The organism is Streptococcus mitis (assembly GCF_047464035.1).
Classification (GTDB): domain Bacteria; phylum Bacillota; class Bacilli; order Lactobacillales; family Streptococcaceae; genus Streptococcus; species Streptococcus mitis_DX.
The window spans coordinates 35,153-51,035 of record NZ_JASHCQ010000005.1 but is presented as its reverse complement, the minus strand read 5'-3'; the positions used below and the strand labels follow the sequence as shown (position 1 = coordinate 51,035).

Genomic DNA, 15,883 nt, shown 5'->3' with positions numbered 1-15,883 from the left:
TTAAAATAATAACTGAAAAATGATGGAAAAGGAAAGTTCATTTTTAATTGCATTCCCAGGTAATTTTTGTTAAGCTAAAAACAAGTATAAATGAAAGCGAGAACAAGATGACACGTTATCAAGATGATTTTTATGATGCAATCAATGGGGAATGGCAACAGACAGCTGAAATCCCAGCAGATAAGTCTCAAACGGGAGGTTTTGTTGATTTAGACCAGGAAATTGAAGACTTGATGTTAGCGACAACGGACAAGTGGTTGGCAGGTGAAGAGGTGCCTGAGGATGCTATTTTGGCAAACTTTGTCAAATACCACCGCCTAGTTCGTGATTTTGACAAGAGAGAAGCTGACGGTATTACACCTGTCTTACCACTTCTTAAAGAATTCCAAGAATTGGAGACTTTTGCAGATTTTACAGCTAGACTAGCAGAGTTTGAACTTGCAGGAAAACCAAATTTCCTTCCTTTTGGTGTATCGCCAGACTTCATGGATGCCAGAATCAATGTTTTATGGGCTAGCGCTCCAAGCACGATTCTGCCAGATACGACCTACTATGCGGAAGACCATCCTCAGCGCGAAGAGCTCTTGACTCTTTGGAAAGAAACTAGCGCAAAACTTCTCAAGGCTTATGATTTCTCTGATGCAGAAATTGAAGACTTGTTAGAGAAAAGACTTGAATTGGATCGCCGAATTGCAGCAGTGGTGCTTTCTAATGAAGAAAGTTCAGAGTATGCTAAACTCTACCATCCATATGCTTATGAAGATTTCAAGAAATTCGCACCCGCCCTACCTTTGGATAACTTCTTCCAAGCCGTTCTTGGACAAGTACCAGACAAGGTTATCGTAGACGAGGAACGTTTCTGGCAAGCTGCAGATCAATTCTATAGTGAAGAGGCCTGGCCTCTCCTCAAGGCAACCTTGATTTTGAGTGTGGTTAATCTCTCAACCAGCTATTTAACAGAAGAAATTCGTGTCTTGTCAGGTGCCTATAGCCGTGCGCTTTCAGGAGTTCCAGAGGCCAAAGACAAGGTCAAGGCAGCCTATCAGCTAGCACAAGGTCCTTTCAAACAAGCCTTGGGTCTCTGGTATGCCCATGAAAAATTCTCTCCAGAAGCTAAGGCAGATGTGGAGAAAAAAGTGGCAACCATGATTGATGTCTATAAGGAACGCTTGGCAAAAAATGACTGGCTGACTCCAGAAACTCGTGACAAGGCCATAGTCAAACTCAATGTCATCAAGCCTTATATCGGCTACCCAGAAGAATTACCAGAACGCTACAAGGACAAGGTAGTGGATGAAAACGCTAGTCTTTTTGACAATGCTCTAGCCTTTGCGCGTGTGGAAATCAAGCACAGTTGGAGCAAGTGGAACCAGCCTGTAGACTACAAGGAATGGGGCATGCCTGCTCATATGGTCAACGCCTACTACAATCCACAGAAGAACCTGATTGTCTTTCCAGCGGCCATTTTACAGGCTCCTTTCTATGACTTGCATCAGTCATCATCTGCTAACTACGGTGGTATTGGGGCGGTTATTGCCCATGAAATTTCCCACGCCTTTGATACCAACGGAGCTTCCTTTGATGAAAATGGTAGCCTCAAGGACTGGTGGACAGAGAGCGACTATGCTGCCTTCAAGGAGAAAACACAAAAAGTCATTGACCAATTTGATGGACAGGATTCTTATGGAGCAACCATTAATGGTAAATTGACTGTGTCAGAGAACGTGGCTGATTTGGGAGGAATCGCTGCAGCGCTTGAAGCAGCCAAGAGAGAACCAGACTTCTCGGCAGAAGAATTCTTCTACAACTTCGGTCGCATCTGGAGAATGAAAGGTCGTCCAGAATTTATGAAACTCTTGGCTAGCGTTGATGTGCATGCGCCAGCCAAACTCCGTGTCAATGTACAAGTACCAAACTTTGATGATTTCTTTACAACCTATGATGTCAAAGAAGGCGACGGTATGTGGCGTTCACCAGAAGAGCGCGTGATTATTTGGTAATGCAAAGAAGCAAGTAATCAGAAAAAGGCATCCAATCAGGTCTGAAAACTTGATTGGATGCCTTTTATAATGGAAAGACTTGCTGGATAGTTTACTTAATTGTCATCATATTACTAGAAAAAAGGATTGAAGGTCTTTTCGTGAGCGATGGTCGTAGCTGGACCATGCCCTGGATAGACATCGTAGTTTGGTAGGGTGAAGAGTTGGGTCTGGATGCTATGAAGGAGTTGCTCCATGCTACCAGTCGGAAGGTCGGTCCGTCCGATTGTTTCTCGGAAAAGAGCATCCCCTGTTAAGACTAGGTGAGCATCAGGAAAGACGATAGAAACACCACCGATAGAGTGCCCTGGTGTTGGCAAGACAGTGAAACGAAATTCCTCTAGTTGGTATTCTTCGTGAAAGATAAAAGTGTGTTCTGCAGGTTTTGCGACCACATCTGCCATATCATCGTGGCGAGGAAGCCCAGAGAGATTATCGACAGGAGTATAGAGCCAGCTAGCTTCACTCTCCGCGATATAGACAGGAGGGTTGCTAAAAGTCTCACGAACCAAGTCCAGGCTCATGATATGGTCATAATGGGCGTGTGTCAATAGAATGGCGCAGATTGGTTTGTTGATCTTCTCTATGGTCTGACGAATGGCTTCCCAATGGCTACCAGGATCGACAACGATGAGGTGCTTTTCACCTTCTAGATAATAGGTATTTTCATAGGCAACAGGATTTACAGTTTTATGGATTTTCATACTAGCTCCAATCTCAAAGAATGTACTAAGATAAGTATAGCACAGTTGGGGAGAATAAGCTGAAAAAGGAAATAGACCTAGAAAGAAGAACACAATTTGGATAAGAAAAATAAGCCCCGAGTGAGTTCGAGGCTTAAACTTCTTTAATTGCCAGCGTAGTATTTTTGGATTCCCTTGACAATCCCTTCAACCAGTTTATCTTGGTATTCACTACTACGGATTTTTTTGTTTTCTTCTGGATTATCCATATATCCCATCTCTAGCAAAACAGCTGGTTTAGCTGTTTCACGTAGAACAGCAAAGGTAGCTTGCAAGAGTCCGGCATCTCTGGCTCCTGTTTCAGCTAATAGTGAAGAATGGATATCGGCAGCAAGACGGTTACTTTCACTCATCCGTTCAGGATTATTATGCCAATCTTTGTTAATCTTGCTAGGGAAACCAGGTTCATCTTTGTAAGAATAGGTCTGGATACCTAGATTAACAGTTGTATCATTTCCTTTTGCGTTGAAATGAAGGCTGATGAAAAAGTCTGCATTGGTCTTATTAACCATGCGAGAACGTTCGGTAATAAAATCAACGTCTATATCGCTATCTCGAGAAGTTAGAACAGTATAGCCGAGTCCTTCTAGTCGTTTACGTAGCTTACGATAAACTTGCAGGTTTAAATCTTTTTCAGCTATGCCATAGTAATAAGCCCCGCGATCCTTACCACCGTGTCCTGGATCTAGAAAAATAGTTTTAGAGTAATGTCCTTTTTGAAAACCTTGTGCTAATTCACGAACCCATTTTCCATTTCCTTGGAAGAGCTGGTTTTTACCGTCGACTACATAGGTTCCTGTGACATACACACCATCGTTCTTAAGGTAGTACCAAGCTTGGTAGTCTTGGTCGTAGATCCATTCTTTGTGAGCCATGTAGCCACCAGATTTGAGGTAGTAGGAACCAATCCATTGTTTTTGGGCGTAGCGTCCGCCAGATTTTAGGTAAAACCAACTAGAGTAGTTTTGGTCGTAGACCCATTCCTTATCTGCCATAGCCCCACTGGATTTGAGGTAGTAATCGCCTTTCCAGACATTAGCCAGCATTCTACCGTAGCCATCAAAAGCATACCACTTGCCATTGATTTGACTCCATTGGTTGGCTAAATATTTACCTGAACCATTGATATAGTACCAATTATTTCCCAGTTGGTACCAGCTGTTTTCAAGTAAGTAGCCATGATTATCAAAGAGATAACCATCGTAGAGAGTATCTGTAAACTTGACCCCAGTTTGACTATAAAACGTCCACTTGTTCCCCTCTTTTACCCAGCCAGTCTGTAGAGGTTGATTGGGTTTGGTTTTCGTAGAAAGAGAAGGTTTGCTTTCCTGTTCACTTGAACTAGCTGTACTCGACGAAGTTTCTGTATTAACTTGAGAACTGCTAGCAGAAGTATTTGTAGAACTACTAGTAGAATTGCTAGTGGAAGCATTTGTTGAGCTACTGGTTGAAGTAGTCGCAGGGTTAGTAGTAGAATGACTCGTATCATCAGCTAAAACTACTTGACTGGATAAGCCAAGAACAGCCAAAGCTAAAAGTGTCAGTCTTTTGTGTGATTTCATGTGAGATGCCTTTCTAAAGAGATGAAATTTCAGTAATTATCGTAAAAAACTGTGCTTATTACCATTATACACTAAAAAGGTTAGAAAATTACCAAAATATCAAACATTTTCTTATTGAAAAAGAGGAATGTATTTTCGTTTCACTAACTTTTATCTTAGCCTATATCAAAAAAGATAGATGAAAATCAGATAATTATATTATTTTTTAGTGTGAATCTTATTTTATTCTCCTTCCCAACAAATTGAATAAGCTTTAGAATCCTCTTTTTCTAGTTTTCATATTCTTAAAAAAGTGATAAAATGGTAGGAAGAATTGGAGAGTAGAGATGCCAAAAGAAGTGAATTTAACAGGCGAAGAAGTTGTCGCTTTAACCAAAGAATATTTAACGGAAGAGGATGTCCATTTTGTCCATAAGGCCTTGGTCTATGCGGTGGATTGCCATAGTGGTCAATATCGCAAATCAGGTGAGCCTTATATCATTCACCCCATCCAAGTGGCAGGGATTTTAGCCAAACTCAAGCTGGATGCTGTAACGGTAGCTTGTGGTTTCTTACATGATGTGGTAGAAGATACAGATGCAACCTTGGACGATTTGGAAAGAGAGTTTGGTCCTGATGTGCGCGTAATCGTAGATGGGGTTACTAAGCTTGGTAAAGTTAAGTACAAGTCTCACGAAGAGCAGTTGGCAGAAAATCATCGCAAGATGCTCATGGCCATGTCTGAGGACATCCGTGTTATCTTGGTCAAACTGTCTGACCGCTTGCACAATATGCGGACCCTGAAACACCTTCGTAAAGACAAGCAGGAGCGTATTTCCAAAGAAACTATGGAAATCTATGCCCCGCTTGCCCATCGTCTGGGGATTTCCAGCGTTAAATGGGAATTGGAAGACCTATCTTTCCGTTATCTCAACCCAACGGAGTTTTACAAGATTACCCATATGATGAAGGAAAAACGCAGAGAGCGTGAAGCCTTGGTGGATGAGGTAGTCACAAAATTAGAGGAATATACGACAGATCGTCACTTGACAGGGAAGATTTATGGTCGTCCCAAACATATTTACTCGATTTTCCGCAAAATGCAGGATAAGAGAAAACGTTTTGAAGAAATCTATGACCTGATTGCCATTCGCTGTATTTTAGATACCCAAAGTGATGTTTATGCCATGCTTGGTTATGTGCATGAACTTTGGAAACCCATGCCAGGTCGTTTCAAAGACTATATCGCTAACCGCAAGGCCAATGGTTATCAGTCTATTCATACGACTGTCTATGGGCCAAAAGGGCCGATTGAATTCCAGATTCGGACCAAGGAAATGCACGAGGTCGCTGAGTACGGGGTTGCAGCTCACTGGGCTTATAAGAAGGGTATTAAGGGGCAGGTTAACAGCAAGGAATCAGCCATTGGAATGAACTGGATCAAGGAGATGATGGAGCTCCAAGACCAGGCTGATGATGCTAAGGAATTTGTTGATTCAGTCAAGGAAAACTATCTGGCTGAGGAGATTTACGTCTTTACTCCAGATGGAGCTGTTCGTTCCCTTCCAAAAGATTCAGGACCGATTGACTTTGCTTACGAAATCCATACAAAAGTCGGGGAAAAAGCAACTGGTGCCAAGGTCAATGGCCGTATGGTTCCGCTGACAACTAAGCTCAAGACCGGGGATCAGGTTGAAATTGTCACCAACCCGAACTCCTTTGGACCGAGCCGTGACTGGCTCAATATGGTTAAGACCAGCAAGGCTCGTAACAAGATTCGCCAGTTCTTTAAAAACCAAGATAAGGAATTGTCTGTCAACAAGGGTCGTGAGATGCTGATGGCTCAGTTCCAAGAAAATGGCTATGTGGCCAATAAATTCATGGACAAGCGTCATATGGACCAAGTTCTGCAAAAGACCAGCTACAAGACAGAAGAATCCCTCTTTGCGGCTATTGGTTTTGGAGAAATCGGTGCTATTACCGTCTTTAACCGTCTGACTGAAAAGGAACGCCGTGAGGAAGAGCGTGCCAAGGCCAAGGCGGAAGCAGAGGAACTTGTCAAAGGTGGCGAGATCAAGGTTGAAAATAAAGAAACCCTCAAGGTCAAGCATGAGGGTGGTGTGGTCATTGAAGGTGCCTCAGGACTCCTAGTGCGGATTGCTAAGTGTTGTAATCCAGTGCCTGGTGATGATATTGTCGGCTATATTACCAAGGGGCGTGGTGTGGCTATTCACCGTGTGGACTGTATGAACCTGCGTGCCCAAGAAAACTACGAGCAACGTCTCCTTGATGTGGAATGGGAAGATCAGTACTCTAGCTCAAATAAGGAGTATATGGCTCATATCGATATTTATGGACTCAACCGTACAGGACTGTTGAACGATGTACTACAAGTTCTTTCAAACACAACTAAGAATATCTCAACAGTCAACGCTCAACCAACCAAGGATATGAAATTTGCTAATATCCATGTGTCCTTCGGCATTGCCAACCTCTCGACGCTGACTACGGTTGTGGACAAGATCAAGAGCGTGCCAGAGGTTTATTCTGTCAAACGGACCAACGGCTAATTGTCCTAGTTCTTACTAGAAAGGCTATTATGAAAATCATTATCCAACGAGTTAAAAAAGCCCAAGTGAGTATCGAAGGTCAGGTTCATGGGAAAATCAATCAGGGGCTTTTATTGCTGGTTGGTGTTGGACCAGAGGACCAAGAGGAAGATTTGGACTACGCTGTGAGAAAGCTTGTCAATATGCGGATTTTTTCAGATGCAGAAGGCAAGATGAACCTGTCTGTCAAAGATATTGAGGGAGAAATCCTCTCTATTTCTCAGTTTACTCTCTTTGCGGATACTAAGAAGGGCAATCGTCCAGCCTTCACAGGTGCAGCCAAGCATGATATGGCATCAGACTTCTATGACGCTTTCAATCAAAAATTAGCGCAAGAAGTGCCCGTTCAGACAGGTATCTTCGGAGCGGATATGCAGGTTGAGCTGGTCAATGACGGACCAGTCACCATTATCCTTGATACTAAAAATAGATAAGAAAGACCAAGCCCGGCCGGCTTGGTTTTTCTCATCTATCATAAAATACTCCAAAATGAAATCTGTTCTTGATAGGCTTTGGGGAAATCTTGTTTCAGTATTTGACCTATACGATAGGAAGGGATGATATGTCCTAGGATGAGGAGAATTCCCTGAAGGAAAAGTGGGATATCACTTAAACATATCAAGGAAAGAATCATCAGGCTATCCCATAGGAGGATTTGTAAGGCAAAACGCCAGAATCTCGGTCTAATCTGGGAATAGAGTTGACTAAAGTGGTCACAAAGTTGATTGGAAAGATAGGTCAGTAAAACAGGATGAAAGAAAATGAGCCAACCGCTATAAATCAAAATCCAGTCCCAAGTAAGTCCCTCTTTAAATGTCAAAAATGCCAGCATGATTCCATCAATGACAAGGAGTTGAATGGTTTTGATGAAGATGATTTTTTTCATGCTAAAACCTCCTTTTCCTTAGAGACACTCCCATAAAGAGATGCGTTTGTCATAAAAGTCTGGATACTTGTTTCTTAGGTAGTCAGCCGTCGTATAATAAAAAGTAGAATGGCAAGCAGTGACGATTGGCATAAGAGATGAAAAACGATGAGAACTAACGAAGGCTAAAAGGACAAAAAATAGAAAATCAATGGAGAGAACCCCTAAATAGTAGAAGCGAATCTTTTTATTGATTTGAGGATAAATCTCAGCGAATTGATGTTTGAGTAGGACAACCAAGCGTAATAGCAGGAGTCCTTGAGTAAGAAAGAAAATAAAACCAGTGAGCAAGAGCCACTCCAAAGATGTCTCGGGTCTTTTGCTAAAAAATGCCAATAGTAGCAAATCAATGACTGCAATTGCTACAAAATGGATTCTAAAGAGTTTTTTCATGACAAGACCTCCCTCTTTTATCTAGCTTCATTCTACTCCAAAAGAATAGGAGTTACAACTAAAATGATAAAAAATTTTAGTAAGGAGATTCTGTTAGATTTCTTTATTTGATTTCCCTCTTATTGTTCCACCTCTTCATCATTCCAGACAAATAAAGCTCCGATTGCATTGAGGATATAAAAGATATATTTACCGATATTGGCGAAGTTTCCTTGAATACCAGCCTTTGTCAGCTGAACAAAATTGTAAATCAACCAAAAGCCCCACTGAGTTGTTAGTTTCAATGCGTTCAAAGCATTGGCAATGAGGGACAGTGCAAAGGCAATAGTTGTCACGTAGGCAAGGAGATTCATCTTGCCTCCATAACCGATATAGTTGGTCACAAAGGCAAAGAGGAAGGCGATGATGGAAATGATGATGGCTGCCAATTTTACCTGTTTTTGGCTCATTTGGTTGGGTCTGCCTTCTTGCGAAGCTTCCCATTTCTTAATCGCAAAGGTATAAATGAGGAAGGTGACAGGATAGGTGATAATGGCCGCCTTATTTCCAAGGATATAATCAATAGTACCGGACAAAATCGTATTGATAATGCCAAAGTAATTTCCCCACTTGCTTAATTTTCCTGTAAAACGAGTGGACAACATGGAAATCCCAACATTGGTTACAGAAATCAATCCAAAGGGAACAAGAGCAGTCCAGGGTCCCCAGTCTACGAATTTATCGAGACGGGAGTTGAGGTAACCAGATGCAATCGCAATCCCAACGACCAAAGCAACGCCGAAGAGGTCAAACCATTTAGATGTAGCAAAAATTTTGAGTGATTTTTTCATAGGTTAAACTATCTTTCTTTTTTTTAACAAACATTCTACAACTAAATGAAAGTAAAATCAAATGATAGAAATAAAACCCTGAAAATCAAACTTTCAGGGTTGGTAGAGGACTTGAGAAATTAGTTGATTTTCTCGACATAGAGTTGTGTTGCAATGTCCATATTCACTTGTAAATCCTCGTCTTTACTAAGAATAGTGAAGGTATTGCTAAAGCCATCAAACTGCTTGACTTGGATATGGTCACCGATGTGAAGTGAGTGCTTGTCCAGATAACTGAGAATGTCAAAACTATCGTGCACCCGAGTTAGGCGATAGGAGCCAGCTTCCTTGATGTCAGCTAGTGGCAGGTTATTGATTTCAACTAAGAGTTCTCCCTTGGCAGGAATAGTTCCTCCGTGAGGGCAGGTCTTGGGAAATCCTAGCAATTTATCCAGTCTTTCCACGAACAGGTCAGAGACAGTATGTTCCAAGACTTCAGCTTCCTCGTGAATCTGGTCACTCGTATAGTCTAAATGATGGACTAGAAAAACTTCAATCAAGCGATGCTTACGATAGAGCTCAGAGACCAATTTGAGGCCGAGGTCAGTCAGTAGATAGCCACATTCCTTGTCCTTAAGGATGAGGTTTTCGCTCTTCATCCGTTTAATCATTTCAGTTACGGCAGGGGGAGAGACTTGCATGCGGGCCGCAATTTCCTTGTTGGTAATTTTATGCAGGTCTATGCCAATTTCATAAATACACTTTAGATAATCTTCTTTATTCGGGGTCATTCGTTTCCTCTTGTCTAATATCTTTATCTAGTATATCAAAAAAAGCTAGATTTCTCTAGCTGTGACTTTTTATGTTATACTTATTGCAAGAGAAAAAACGAGGAGATGGATATGACAAAAATAGCTCTTCTTTCAGATATTCATGGAAATACCACTGCTTTAGAGGCTGTTTTGGCAGATGCTAGACAGCTAGGAGTGGATGAATACTGGCTTTTGGGGGATATTCTCATGCCAGGAACAGGGCGTAGAAGGATATTGGACTTGTTGGCTCAACTACCGATTACAGCTAGAGTTTTGGGAAACTGGGAAGACAGTCTGTGGCATGGTGTCCGTAAGGAATTGGATAGGAGTCGCCCCAGTCAACGCTATCTCTTGCGCCAGTGCCAGTATGTTTTAGAGGAAATTTCCCTAGAAGAAATTGAACTGCTCCACAATCAACCACTCCAGATTCATCGTCAGTTTGGGAATTTGACAGTTGGAATTAGCCATCATCTGCCTGATAAGAACTGGGGGAGAGAGTTGATTCATACTGGAACGCAAGAGGATTTTGACCGTTTGGTGACCAATCCGCCTTGTGATATCGCTGTATATGGTCATATTCACCAGCAGTTGCTTCGTTACGGGACTGGTGGGCAATTAATTGTCAATCCGGGTTCGATTGGGCAGCCTTTCTTTCTAGATGCCCAGTTACGGAAGGACTTGCGAGCCCAGTATATGATTTTAGAATTTGATGACAAGGGCTTGGTAGATATGGACTTCCGACGGGTAGACTACGATGTGGTAGCTGAATTGCAACTGGCTAAAGACCTCAACCTTCCTTATTTTGAGGTTTATTATGAAAGTCTGGTCAATGGTATCCACCATACTCATCATCAGGAATTTCTGAGAGAATTAGCCCAGAAAGAGGGCTATGATAGGGAATTAGATGCTTGGTTGAAAAGTGGTAACGATTGACATTACAACTAAAAAGGGTATAATAATAGAAAAAGAAGAGTAGAGGCAGGGTAGCCTCGTAAAAAGGAGAAGAGGATGCAAATTCCAAGTAGATTTACCATTGCGACTCATATGCTGATAATTATTGCCCTCGAGGGGAAGGAAAGCAAGGTGACCAGTGATTTTCTGGCTGCTAGTGTCGGGGTCAATCCAGTCATTATCAGAAAGACCTTGTCCCAGTTGAAGAAGGCAGAGCTGATTTCAGTCGCGCGCGGAACGGGCGGAACAGAGATTGTTAAGGATCTCAAAGACATTAGTCTTTTAGATGTTTATCAAGCGGTCGAATGTCTTGGTAAGACAGGCCAACTCTTCAGTTTTCATGACAATCCAAATCCAAATTGCCCTGTAGGAGCTCATATTCATGATGTTTTGGATCAAAAATTGGAGAGAATCCAGCTGGCTATGGAGGCTGAGCTTGGTCAGACCAGTCTAGAACAGGTCGTAGCCGATGCAGAGAGTCAAATGAAGGAGTGAGAGGGGTAGATGCCCTCTTTTTCTCTATGTAAAATTGTGATAAAATAGAATCATTAAAGGAGGAAGAAATGTATCTTGTTATAGGAATTGTATTAGCCTTTATAGTGTCATTTTGGAAAGATAATAGAAGTTTGTGGAATCCAGTATTATTCTTATTATCCCTCATTTCCAGTTATTTTTATCTAGGCTACCTTTTTTATCAAAATGGGTATGAGAAGATTCATTTCGCTTTTTTTATATTTCCCTTTATTTTACTTCCGATACTGCTTTTTCTAAGTGGCATCTTTTTAATCTATAATGGCCTTATCTTGCTGAAGCGAGAGGGACGTTCAAAGGCTAATTATTTCTCCATGCTCCTTGGAATAGTCATTTTGCTATTTTTTGCTTTGATGTCATTTCGATTGGGAGGACGATATGAATTATTTTACACCAATCACTTTCTAAATATTTTATTTGCATTTATTGCTTATTCTTACTTTATTTTTGGTTTTGCTTTTGTGGCTTTCATTCTGTACTCTATCTTGTATCTCCTTATTCCTAAGAAGAAGCATTATGATTTTATTATCATTCATGGTGCAGGTTTGTTAGACGGAGAAAAGGTAACACCTTTGCTGAAGAGGAGAATTGATAAGGCAGTGGAAGCTTATCACAAGTCTAAGAATCCTCATATCAAAATCATTGCCAGTGGTGGTCAAGGAGGAGATGAGAAGATTTCTGAAGCGCAGGCCATTACAAACTATCTTCTTGAAGAGACAGATGTTCCCCAAGATGCGATTATTCTGGAAGATCAATCAAGGACTACCTACGAGAACCTTCTCTTTTCTAAGGAACTTGGTGAGGAACTGGTAGCCAAACCTCAATTCCTCTTTGTTACAAATGACTATCATGTTTTTCGTACCAGTACCTATGCGCGTAAGTTAAATATGAAGGGAGATGGCCTCGGATGTAGGACGGCAGGCTACTACATACCATCTGCTTTTATTCGGGAGTACGTAGCGCTCTGTGTCAAGATGAAATGGCTCTTCCTTGCCTTGTATGTTCTGCTGTTAGTTATCATTTTGTTAGCCTATAAAGGGGTTATTTGGTAGTTAGATTTTATTAAAAAAGACTTAGAATGCACATGAAAGTCTGTGTTCTAGGTCTTTTGTTTTATATACATTTGATTTTTGAAAGCTACTATCTATTTTTCCAGGCTTGGTAACGGGTATCAATTAATAACTGGGTGAGGCGTCCCATGGTTTCCCTTTCTTCTGGAGTGAGGGATTGCGCTTGAACAAAGAGATGATGAATGTGTTCGATAGCCTTGAAGGAAGACAGGTCATTGATAGAGGTGATACCAGAATCAAGAATAGTGCCAAAGAAGAGATCGAAGTAGAGCTGGAGTTCCTCGTCAGGGACTGTGGCCACCCATTCCTTGAAGGTTGTGTCGACTTGTTGACTATCGCTATTGGTCTTATCCAGTTGAACAAAGTGTTTGTTCTCAATTTGCCAGCTAAAAGTATCGTGCTGGGCGATACCACCCAAGGCAGTACTGTGCACGATGATTTGGTGGGCAGGAATTTCTAGCATCATACCGATAATGGAACCTTGTGGGATAAAGACCTTGGTTCTATCCATTATCCTTTGATAGCCCTCGCTTTGTGTCAGTTCTTTGTGGAGACCAGGCGCATCAAAGGTATAAACTGCTGTGATCTGATTTTGCAAGCTTTGCTCAATTTGACTAGCAGCATAGATGGCTAGATTTCCTCCCTTGGAATGCCCAGCCAGAATAACCTTTTGCTTAGGGTGTTGGGCAAAAAAGTTCTTTAAATAGGAGAGGGCGTGCTTTTGAGCAGGAATTTCCTTCATATAAGTCAGGTGGAAATCTTCCTTCCAGCCAATGATACTGTCATCAGTCCCACGAAAGACAATCAGATAGGTATCGAGAGTGAGGCGGTAGGTCATAGCCGCAAATTGTTTTTGCAATTCAGGGTCGATTTCGTTGATAAAATGGGAGAGTTTGCAATTCTTGAAGCGTTTGTGTTTAGCCAATTCATCCAACAACTGGAGTCGATTTTTATTGGTCAACATGTTCGATTCTCTTGGAACCAGAGGTGCCAGGTCTAAAAGACGCTGAGGAGTTGTGGAGACTAGATTATCAAAGGAGAGGTAGGTGGTTTCTGTTAAGGCTAAAACATCTAATTCATTCAATGGAAGGTCGTAAAAGGAATCGTGTGCGACATCTTTCAGATAGTCAAAAATATTGGCCATAAGAGCTCCTTTCTTTTTATTTATCTTATCAAATTTCCCTTAAATTAGCTAGTAGGATTGCCTCATTTTGTTGCCTAAAAACAAGCTGCTTCAAATTCAGTTTCAGATCTTCTAGCATTGAAAAATCTGTTATAATAATAGAAAAGGAGGAGCGCATGCACAAGATTTTATTAGTAGAAGATGATCAGGTTATTCGTCAACAGGTCGGGAAAATGCTCTCTGAATGGGGATTTGAAGTGGTTCTGGTAGAAGACTTTATGGAAGTTTTGAGTCTTTTTGTCCAGTCGGAGCCTCATCTGGTCCTCATGGATATTGGACTGCCCTTGTTTAATGGCTATCACTGGTGTCAGGAAATTCGCAAGATTTCCAAGGTCCCCATCATGTTTCTGTCTTCGAGAGACCAGGCTATGGATATTGTCATGGCAATCAATATGGGGGCGGATGACTTTGTGACCAAGCCTTTTGACCAGCAGGTTCTTTTAGCCAAAGTTCAGGGCTTGTTGCGACGTTCATATGAGTTTGGGCGTGACGAGAGTTTACTGGAATATGCTGGTGTTATCCTCAATACCAAATCAATGGATTTACATTATCAAGGGCAAGTCTTGAATTTGACCAAGAACGAATTCCAGATTTTACGAGTTTTGTTTGAGCATGCGGGCAATATTGTAGCGCGTGACGATCTCATGCGGGAACTTTGGAACAGTGACTTTTTCATTGATGACAATACCCTATCTGTTAATGTGGCTCGTTTGCGTAAAAAATTGGAAGAGCAGGGCTTGGTAGGATTTATCGAGACCAAGAAAGGGATAGGGTACGGACTGAAGCATGCTTGATTGGAAACAATTTTTTCTAGCCTATCTGCATTCCCGTAGTCGTCTGTTTGTCTATCTGATTTCTTTGACGTTTCTGGTCTTACTCTTTCAGTTTTTATTTGCCAGTTTGGGAATTTACTTTCTCTACTTTTTCCTCTTGTGTTGCTTTGTAACCATCTTATTTTTCACTTGGGACATATTGGTGGAAATGCAGGTCTATCGTCAGGAAATTCTCTATGGGGAGAGGGAAGCCAAATCTCCTTTGGAAATAGTTTTAGCAGAAAAATTAGAAGCGCGTGAGATGGAACTTTATCAGCAGAGGTCAGATTCAGAAAGAAAATTGACGGATTTGCTGGATTACTATACCTTGTGGGTTCATCAGATTAAGACCCCCATTGCAGCTAGTCAACTCTTAGTTGCAGAAGTAGCCGACCGCCAACTGAAGCAGCAATTAGAACAGGAAATTTTCAAGATTGATTCCTATACCAATCTAGTTTTACAGTACCTGCGTTTAGAAAGTTTCCATGATGATTTGGTCTTAAAGCAGGTTCAAATTGAGGACTTGGTCAAGGAAATAATTCGTAAATATGCTCTTTTCTTTATTCAAAAAGGACTAAATGTCAATCTACATGACCTTGATAAAGAAATCGTTACGGATAAAAAGTGGCTATTAGTGGTCATTGAACAAATTATCTCAAACAGCCTCAAGTACACCAAGGAAGGTGGTCTGGAGATTTATATGGAAGGTCAGGAACTCTGTATAAAGGATACAGGAATCGGGATAAAAAACAGTGATGTCCTCCGAGTCTTTGAACGTGGATTTTCAGGGTATAATGGACGCCTAACCCAGCAGTCATCTGGACTTGGACTTTACCTATCTAAGAAAATTTCTGAAGAACTGGGGCACCAGATTCGTATCGAGTCTGAGGTAGGTACAGGAACGACAGTGCGGATTCAGTTTGCTCAAGTGAACCTAGTCCTTGAGTGAGCAGAGACAATGAGTTTTTACCCAATCTCTTTTTGCTATATTTCAGGATATTTGAAGACAGTTTTTTACAAAACCAATAATAGAATTTTTAATACGGAATATAGTATAAATACTGGTTCAAAGTGAAGTTTTGTATGCTTTATACTTTTGTTGAGTATAAAATCTATAAACTATGGGTGAATTACAAAAATTAATTTGAGATGAAGTGAATTGTAGACTTGGGAAATGTCTCCTATTCGATTTCAGAATGAATCGTTGATACAGGATTAAAAGAACTGCAGCTTTCTTTTTATTTTGAATGAGATAGGTGTATATAGATTTGTGTAACTGGTGTAGAACTGTTTCCAAGAATTTATTGAATGTATCGAATACACACATTCTATTGATTTTGAATCAGTTTTTAATTTCTAAATATTATAATAGTTTTATCAAGTAAAAGGAGACTGCCATGATTGGAGACAATATAAAATTCTTACGAAAATCACATAATCTGATATAACCAGAATTTTCACGGAT

15 protein-coding genes are annotated in these 15,883 nt (G+C 41.0%); 8 read left to right on the top strand and 7 right to left on the bottom strand.

The features are described from left to right. Window positions 1-107 precede the first annotated feature (107 nt). The gene (gene pepO, locus QM818_RS03000; RefSeq protein ID WP_261081281.1) at window positions 108-2,000 is read left to right on the top strand and encodes an endopeptidase PepO; all 1,893 of its coding nucleotides are present in this window, start codon (window positions 108-110) and stop codon (window positions 1,998-2,000) included. Window positions 2,001-2,113: 113 nt separating this feature from the next. Here the strand turns inward: pepO and QM818_RS02995 are convergent, their stop codons facing one another. Both QM818_RS02995 and QM818_RS02990 read right to left on the bottom strand, forming a co-directional pair. Beyond that, window positions 2,114-2,743 (bottom strand): MBL fold metallo-hydrolase, encoded by a 630-nt coding sequence (locus QM818_RS02995; protein WP_261081280.1) that lies wholly within the window; start codon window positions 2,741-2,743, stop codon window positions 2,114-2,116. 143 nt (window positions 2,744-2,886) lie between these two features. Continuing rightward, entirely contained in the window at window positions 2,887-4,344 is a 1,458-nt protein-coding gene (locus QM818_RS02990; RefSeq protein WP_261081279.1) for an N-acetylmuramoyl-L-alanine amidase, read from the bottom strand. 326 nt (window positions 4,345-4,670) lie between these two features. Between QM818_RS02990 and QM818_RS02985 the strand changes: the two genes are divergently transcribed. Together QM818_RS02985 and dtd are read left to right on the top strand one after the other, a co-directional pair. Beyond that, complete coding sequence (locus QM818_RS02985; RefSeq protein ID WP_261027521.1) at window positions 4,671-6,893, top strand: RelA/SpoT family protein; 2,223 nt, start codon at window positions 4,671-4,673, stop codon at window positions 6,891-6,893. Window positions 6,894-6,922: 29 nt separating this feature from the next. Beyond that, window positions 6,923-7,366, top strand: a complete 444-nt coding sequence (gene dtd, locus QM818_RS02980) for a D-aminoacyl-tRNA deacylase (RefSeq protein ID WP_261027523.1) — start codon at window positions 6,923-6,925, stop codon at window positions 7,364-7,366. Window positions 7,367-7,404: 38 nt separating this feature from the next. On the opposite strand, the gene QM818_RS02975 is transcribed toward dtd, so the two are convergent. The 4 genes from QM818_RS02975 to QM818_RS02960 form a co-directional block, all read right to left on the bottom strand. After that, complete coding sequence (locus tag QM818_RS02975; RefSeq protein WP_414299897.1) at window positions 7,405-7,818, bottom strand: hypothetical protein; 414 nt, start codon at window positions 7,816-7,818, stop codon at window positions 7,405-7,407. 18 nt (window positions 7,819-7,836) lie between these two features. After that, on the bottom strand, window positions 7,837-8,250 hold the full coding sequence (locus QM818_RS02970; protein WP_414299896.1) for a hypothetical protein: 414 nt from the start codon (window positions 8,248-8,250) through the stop codon (window positions 7,837-7,839). A gap of 119 nt (window positions 8,251-8,369) precedes the next feature. Next, window positions 8,370-9,080 (bottom strand): nicotinamide mononucleotide transporter, encoded by a 711-nt coding sequence (locus tag QM818_RS02965; protein ID WP_261033496.1) that lies wholly within the window; start codon window positions 9,078-9,080, stop codon window positions 8,370-8,372. Window positions 9,081-9,199: 119 nt separating this feature from the next. Beyond that, window positions 9,200-9,850 carry a metal-dependent transcriptional regulator gene (locus QM818_RS02960; RefSeq protein ID WP_414299895.1) on the bottom strand — a complete coding sequence of 217 codons (651 nt, stop codon included), beginning with the start codon at window positions 9,848-9,850 and terminating at the stop codon, window positions 9,200-9,202. A gap of 111 nt (window positions 9,851-9,961) precedes the next feature. Here QM818_RS02960 and QM818_RS02955 point away from each other — a divergent pair, with 111 nt between their 5' ends. From QM818_RS02955 to QM818_RS02945, 3 genes are all read left to right on the top strand, one after another. Then, window positions 9,962-10,804 (top strand): metallophosphoesterase family protein, encoded by an 843-nt coding sequence (locus tag QM818_RS02955; RefSeq protein ID WP_265473024.1) that lies wholly within the window; start codon window positions 9,962-9,964, stop codon window positions 10,802-10,804. 75 nt (window positions 10,805-10,879) lie between these two features. Continuing rightward, window positions 10,880-11,317 carry an Rrf2 family transcriptional regulator gene (locus tag QM818_RS02950; RefSeq protein ID WP_001166788.1) on the top strand — a complete coding sequence of 146 codons (438 nt, stop codon included), beginning with the start codon at window positions 10,880-10,882 and terminating at the stop codon, window positions 11,315-11,317. Between the two features lie 68 nt (window positions 11,318-11,385). Further along, a complete protein-coding gene (locus QM818_RS02945; protein ID WP_414299894.1) occupies window positions 11,386-12,405 on the top strand; it encodes a YdcF family protein in 1,020 nt (339 codons plus the stop codon). Window positions 12,406-12,493: 88 nt separating this feature from the next. Here QM818_RS02945 and QM818_RS02940 read toward each other — a convergent pair whose 3' ends face one another. Continuing rightward, window positions 12,494-13,567, bottom strand: a complete 1,074-nt coding sequence (locus tag QM818_RS02940; protein ID WP_261081180.1) for a DUF2974 domain-containing protein — start codon at window positions 13,565-13,567, stop codon at window positions 12,494-12,496. A 155-nt stretch (window positions 13,568-13,722) separates the two neighbouring features. Between QM818_RS02940 and QM818_RS02935 the strand changes: the two genes are divergently transcribed. Together QM818_RS02935 and QM818_RS02930 are read left to right on the top strand one after the other, a co-directional pair. After that, on the top strand, window positions 13,723-14,400 hold the full coding sequence (locus tag QM818_RS02935) for a response regulator transcription factor (protein WP_000548991.1): 678 nt from the start codon (window positions 13,723-13,725) through the stop codon (window positions 14,398-14,400). Next, entirely contained in the window at window positions 14,393-15,367 is a 975-nt protein-coding gene (locus QM818_RS02930) for a sensor histidine kinase (protein WP_261081179.1), read from the top strand. Before QM818_RS02935 ends, QM818_RS02930 begins: the two co-directional genes overlap by 8 nt. Window positions 15,368-15,883: the final 516 nt, after the last annotated feature.

Excerpts from the sequence above, each read along its gene's own strand:
- QM818_RS02930 (WP_261081179.1), top strand. The coding sequence starts at position 14,393 with ATGCTTGATTGGAAACAATTTTTTCTAGCCTATCTGCATTCCCGTAGT.
- QM818_RS02955 (WP_265473024.1), top strand. The coding sequence starts at position 9,962 with ATGACAAAAATAGCTCTTCTTTCAGATATTCATGGAAATACCACTGCT.
- QM818_RS02990 (WP_261081279.1), bottom strand. The coding sequence starts at position 4,344 with ATGAAATCACACAAAAGACTGACACTTTTAGCTTTGGCTGTTCTTGGC.
- QM818_RS02975 (WP_414299897.1), bottom strand. The coding sequence starts at position 7,818 with ATGAAAAAAATCATCTTCATCAAAACCATTCAACTCCTTGTCATTGAT.
- QM818_RS02960 (WP_414299895.1), bottom strand. The coding sequence starts at position 9,850 with ATGACCCCGAATAAAGAAGATTATCTAAAGTGTATTTATGAAATTGGC.
- QM818_RS02985 (WP_261027521.1), top strand. The coding sequence starts at position 4,671 with ATGCCAAAAGAAGTGAATTTAACAGGCGAAGAAGTTGTCGCTTTAACC.
- QM818_RS02995 (WP_261081280.1), bottom strand. The coding sequence starts at position 2,743 with ATGAAAATCCATAAAACTGTAAATCCTGTTGCCTATGAAAATACCTAT.
- QM818_RS02940 (WP_261081180.1), bottom strand. The coding sequence starts at position 13,567 with ATGGCCAATATTTTTGACTATCTGAAAGATGTCGCACACGATTCCTTT.
- QM818_RS02970 (WP_414299896.1), bottom strand. The coding sequence starts at position 8,250 with ATGAAAAAACTCTTTAGAATCCATTTTGTAGCAATTGCAGTCATTGAT.
- QM818_RS02950 (WP_001166788.1), top strand. The coding sequence starts at position 10,880 with ATGCAAATTCCAAGTAGATTTACCATTGCGACTCATATGCTGATAATT.
- QM818_RS02935 (WP_000548991.1), top strand. The coding sequence starts at position 13,723 with ATGCACAAGATTTTATTAGTAGAAGATGATCAGGTTATTCGTCAACAG.
- pepO (WP_261081281.1), top strand. The coding sequence starts at position 108 with ATGACACGTTATCAAGATGATTTTTATGATGCAATCAATGGGGAATGG.
- dtd (WP_261027523.1), top strand. The coding sequence starts at position 6,923 with ATGAAAATCATTATCCAACGAGTTAAAAAAGCCCAAGTGAGTATCGAA.
- QM818_RS02965 (WP_261033496.1), bottom strand. The coding sequence starts at position 9,080 with ATGAAAAAATCACTCAAAATTTTTGCTACATCTAAATGGTTTGACCTC.
- QM818_RS02945 (WP_414299894.1), top strand. The coding sequence starts at position 11,386 with ATGTATCTTGTTATAGGAATTGTATTAGCCTTTATAGTGTCATTTTGG.